The following is a 3749-nucleotide window of genomic DNA, read 5'->3' on the forward strand; positions in this document are numbered from 1 at the left end:
CACGATCAGGTTGTCCAGCCGCTCGCGCCCGGCGAGCGACAGCCCCGCCAGGGACTCCGGCTCGTCCATCTCGCCGTCGCCGACGAAGGCCCAGACCTTGCGGCCCGCGGTGTCGGCTACACGGCGGTGTTCGAGATAGCGCATGAAGCGCGCCTGATAGATGGCCTGGAGCGGGCCCAGTCCCATCGACCCGGTGGGGAACTGCCAGAACCGCGGCATCAGATAGGGGTGGCAATAGGAGCACAGGCCCGCACCGCCGACCTCGCGCCGGTAGTGGTCGAGCTGGGCCTCGCTCAGCCGCCCTTCCAGGAAGGCGCGCGCGTAGACGCCGGGCGCGGAATGGGGCTGGAAGTACACCAGGTCCCCGGCCTCACCGGCGCGGAAGAAATGATTGAAGCCGACCTCGAAGAGGTCCGCGGCGGAGGCGTAGCTGGCGATGTGACCGCCCAGTTCCATGGAGAAATTGTTGGCGCGCACCACCATCGCCAAGGCGTTCCAGCGCACCAGCGCGACGAGGCGCTGCTCGGTCGCGAGCGTCCCCGGAAACTGCGGCTGCTCGGCAAGCGCAATGGTGTTGCAGTAGGGGGTGCTCCAGACCGGCGGCAGCGCCACGCGCTGCACGCGCGCCCGGTCGAAGAGCCGGCGCAGCAGGAAGGTGGCGCGCTCGCGGCCTTCGCGCTCGATGACCGCATCGAGCGCCTGCAGCCACTCATCGGTCTCGGTCGGGTCCGGGTCCGGCGGGAGCACGGCCCAGTGACCCGAGAGGCTGAAGTCGGAGTTGTCGTTCATAGCAGACTCGGCGGCTCGATGGACGAAGACTCAAGTATCCTTGATGCGCGCAAACTGTCAAAGACCCAACGCGCCAAGGTCGGCCGCCGCGCGGTGGACGTAGCGGGACCTTGCCCATGGAGTCCAAGGCTTTACCGTGAAAGTCCCCTGCGTAGCCAGGCCATCCTGGCCTGGCCAGGCTGGAACAGTCAGGGCTGGAAGCCCTGACTACGCAGGCTCGCTCGCCAGCGATCGGCATGATTTTCATCTGCCGGGGTGGCGCGGGCACCATGACCGTTAGCCTTGGATCTGGGCTAAACTCTCGCGCATTGCCTCTGACTTTTCCCGGAGGGACAAATCCATGGGCTCCGTCGTCGAACTCTATGAAGCACTGGCCAGCGCGCCGGACGAGCGGGCGCGGGCGCGGCTCATCGCCGCCGCCTTCGAGCGTCTGGAGGAGCGCTACCCGCACCTGCCGGACCTCGTCACCCACCAGCAGTTGAGCGAGACCGAACTGCGCCTGCGCAAGGAGATCGAGCAGGTACGCGCGGACTTGACCTTGCAGATCGAGAAGTTGCGCGGCGAGGTCCGGACCGACATCGAGCAGTTGCGCGGCGAGGTCAAGACCGACATCGAGAAGTTGCGCAGCGAACTGCGCGAGACTGAACTACGGCTCCAAAAAGAGATCGAGCACAATCGCAATACCCTACTGATGTGGCTCATCCCGCTCATGTTTGCCCAGGTCGGTGCCCTGGCAGCCCTGGTCAAGTTGCTCTGAAAACGCTGGGCGCGGGGACTCTGCCTGCCCCCGGTCTTCCAAGGCTGAAGCCTTGGACTCCAGGGTCGCGGCAGGCCAAGCGCGGCACAGCAGGGGTATCGCACTATGCATCACATCAGAGTCCAATCGGACCCCATCGACCTGGCCGCCGAGCAGGAGTCACTGTGGCTGGGCCGCCCCGAGGCGGGGGCAGTCGTCACCTTCGTGGGGCTGATGCGCGACCTCAACGCCGGGGTCGCCGTCAGCGCCATGACCCTGGAGCATTACCCCGGAATGACCGAGAAGGCCCTGGAGGCGATTGCCGCGGAGGCCGCCGCCCGCTGGGACCTGCTCGGCATCCGCATCGTCCATCGGGTCGGTCCGCTGAGCCCCCAAGAGGCCATCGTCTTCGTCGGGGTGGCGAGCGCGCACCGCCGGGAGGCCTTCCGCGCCTGCGAGTTCCTGATCGACTATCTAAAGACCCGGGCGCCCTTCTGGAAACAGGAGACGACGGCGCAGGGTCCGCGCTGGGTGGAGGCGCGGGAGACGGATGCGGACGCGGCGGACTGTTGGGGCGCGGACCCGGCAGGCAGCCCCCGATAGGGAATGGTCAGCGTGGACCACTGGAACTCTACGTCCTCTCAGCGCAGCACGGCCAGTTCCTACCGGCGAGCGCCGGTCAGCGGACCGCCCGGATGCGATGACCTGCTCGAACCGCTCGCGGACTGGGACGCCCTAGGAGTCTGTCGGACTTAGCCCTCCGACGCGGTGCTACGCGAAATTTGGAGCTTTCGCTGAAATCCAGTGCACCTGTTTTCGCGTAGCACAACCGAAAGCGGTCAATGTATGATTTTGAGGGGGTCGGGAGCGAAAGTCCGACAGGCTCCTATCGCAACCGGCACCGGAGTTCGAGTTCGATCAGCGCATCGCCTGGTAACACCGCACGCAGCGTCTGCGGCGGACGATCCCCGGCGTGCCGGCCCGCACCCAACGCGGCGGTGCACCAGCGGCTGCCCTCCGCCAGCCCCGCCGCCAGTCTTGCGGGCCGTCCGAAGCCACCCCGGACCACCCACCTGAGCCGCAAAACCGTTTGCCCGGTAGTCTTAGCACGGCTAAGATGAGGACCATATCGCCAAGTCATTTGATATCCGGACAGTGACGTTGGCAGCAATTTCCTAGCCATCTGAAAAATATGGAAAAAACTGCGTCAAGCGGGTCTCGGTTGTCCATATTTTATGAGTCGGCGATATCTGGTCATGGACGGTTAAATTTCCTATCTTTTGGGGTACAGAACATGAAGGTCATCCAATCAAAACCCACTTTCGGTCGTTTCTCGCAGGCCATCGCTGCGTCGACCGTGTTGATACTTGGCTCCTTGCTTCTTGCGGCTCAGGCCAGCGCAGGTCTGGTAAACCTCGCTTTAAACAAACCGGCGACAGCCAGCTCCACTTGGGACACCCCTTCCTATCAGATCGCATACGGCAATGACGGGAATCCTAACACGCCGTGGAATGGCGGCACCCACATTGCCTGGTGGCAAGTTGATCTAGGCAGCGTCCGTTCGATAGACCACATCACTGTAACCGCCAGCGATGGGCCAAATTATCACATGACGTTCCAAGTATCTTGGAGTACGGACGGCTCGAACTGGACAATCGTCAACCCGTCGTGGTCAACTGGAACAGGAACAAATTGGTCTTTCACCTTCCCGATGTTCAACGTTGCGATGCGCTACGTCAGATACCAAACCTTGGGGGACGCCGGCTCTGACTGGGCCGGGCTGGGAGAACTCGAAGCGATTGGTGATAGCAGCACGGTTGTCGCTGCCCCGGCTCCCGTGCCGACGCTCAGCGACTGGGCGCAGTACACGATCGCATTCATGTTGCTGTTCGTTGGCGGCTGGTATCTGCGGAGAGCGAAGCCCACGGGCGGAACGCGATAGCGGTTCCGCCATTGCGATTAGCGACCGCGGTGCCGCCCTCCCGAGTCAGGGCGGCCACCAACAGCGACGTATCGAGATAACGACGCATCAGCAACGCGGGCCTCGAACGACCTCTTTTCTCGTCTCATCGTTTAGCATTAGAGCAAGCGATAGGTTTCGCTGCGCTCTACCCATCCTACTGGGTGTCACGCTTGGCGCCTCGATCATAACTCCGGCCACGCTGCTGGACGGGGGGTCGCTGGTCCGCACAGCGGACCCTACGGGCGCGGGGCCGTAGGGTCC

3 protein-coding genes and 1 pseudogene are annotated in these 3749 nt (G+C 63.8%); 3 read left to right on the plus strand and 1 reads right to left on the minus strand.

From position 1 onward, the window contains the following. Positions 1-789: pseudogene (gene aceE / locus QZY48_RS21835) on the minus strand (pyruvate dehydrogenase (acetyl-transferring), homodimeric type); the annotation flags it as partial. Positions 790-1129: 340 nt separating this feature from the next. Here aceE and QZY48_RS21840 point away from each other — a divergent pair. The 3 genes from QZY48_RS21840 to QZY48_RS21850 all read left to right on the plus strand — a co-directional run bounded on the left by QZY48_RS21840 (position 1130) and on the right by QZY48_RS21850 (position 3467). Then, positions 1130-1546 (plus strand): coiled-coil domain-containing protein, encoded by a 417-nt coding sequence (locus QZY48_RS21840; protein WP_295435114.1) that lies wholly within the window; start codon positions 1130-1132, stop codon positions 1544-1546. 105 nt (positions 1547-1651) lie between these two features. Then, on the plus strand, positions 1652-2128 hold the full coding sequence (gene moaE / locus QZY48_RS21845) for a molybdopterin synthase catalytic subunit MoaE (RefSeq protein WP_295435116.1): 477 nt from the start codon (positions 1652-1654) through the stop codon (positions 2126-2128). Between the two features lie 691 nt (positions 2129-2819). Next, the gene (locus QZY48_RS21850; protein WP_295435117.1) at positions 2820-3467 is read left to right on the plus strand and encodes a discoidin domain-containing protein; all 648 of its coding nucleotides are present in this window, start codon (positions 2820-2822) and stop codon (positions 3465-3467) included. Positions 3468-3749: the final 282 nt, after the last annotated feature.

This window comes from uncultured Thiodictyon sp., from assembly GCF_903828115.1.
Taxonomy (GTDB): domain Bacteria; phylum Pseudomonadota; class Gammaproteobacteria; order Chromatiales; family Chromatiaceae; genus Thiodictyon.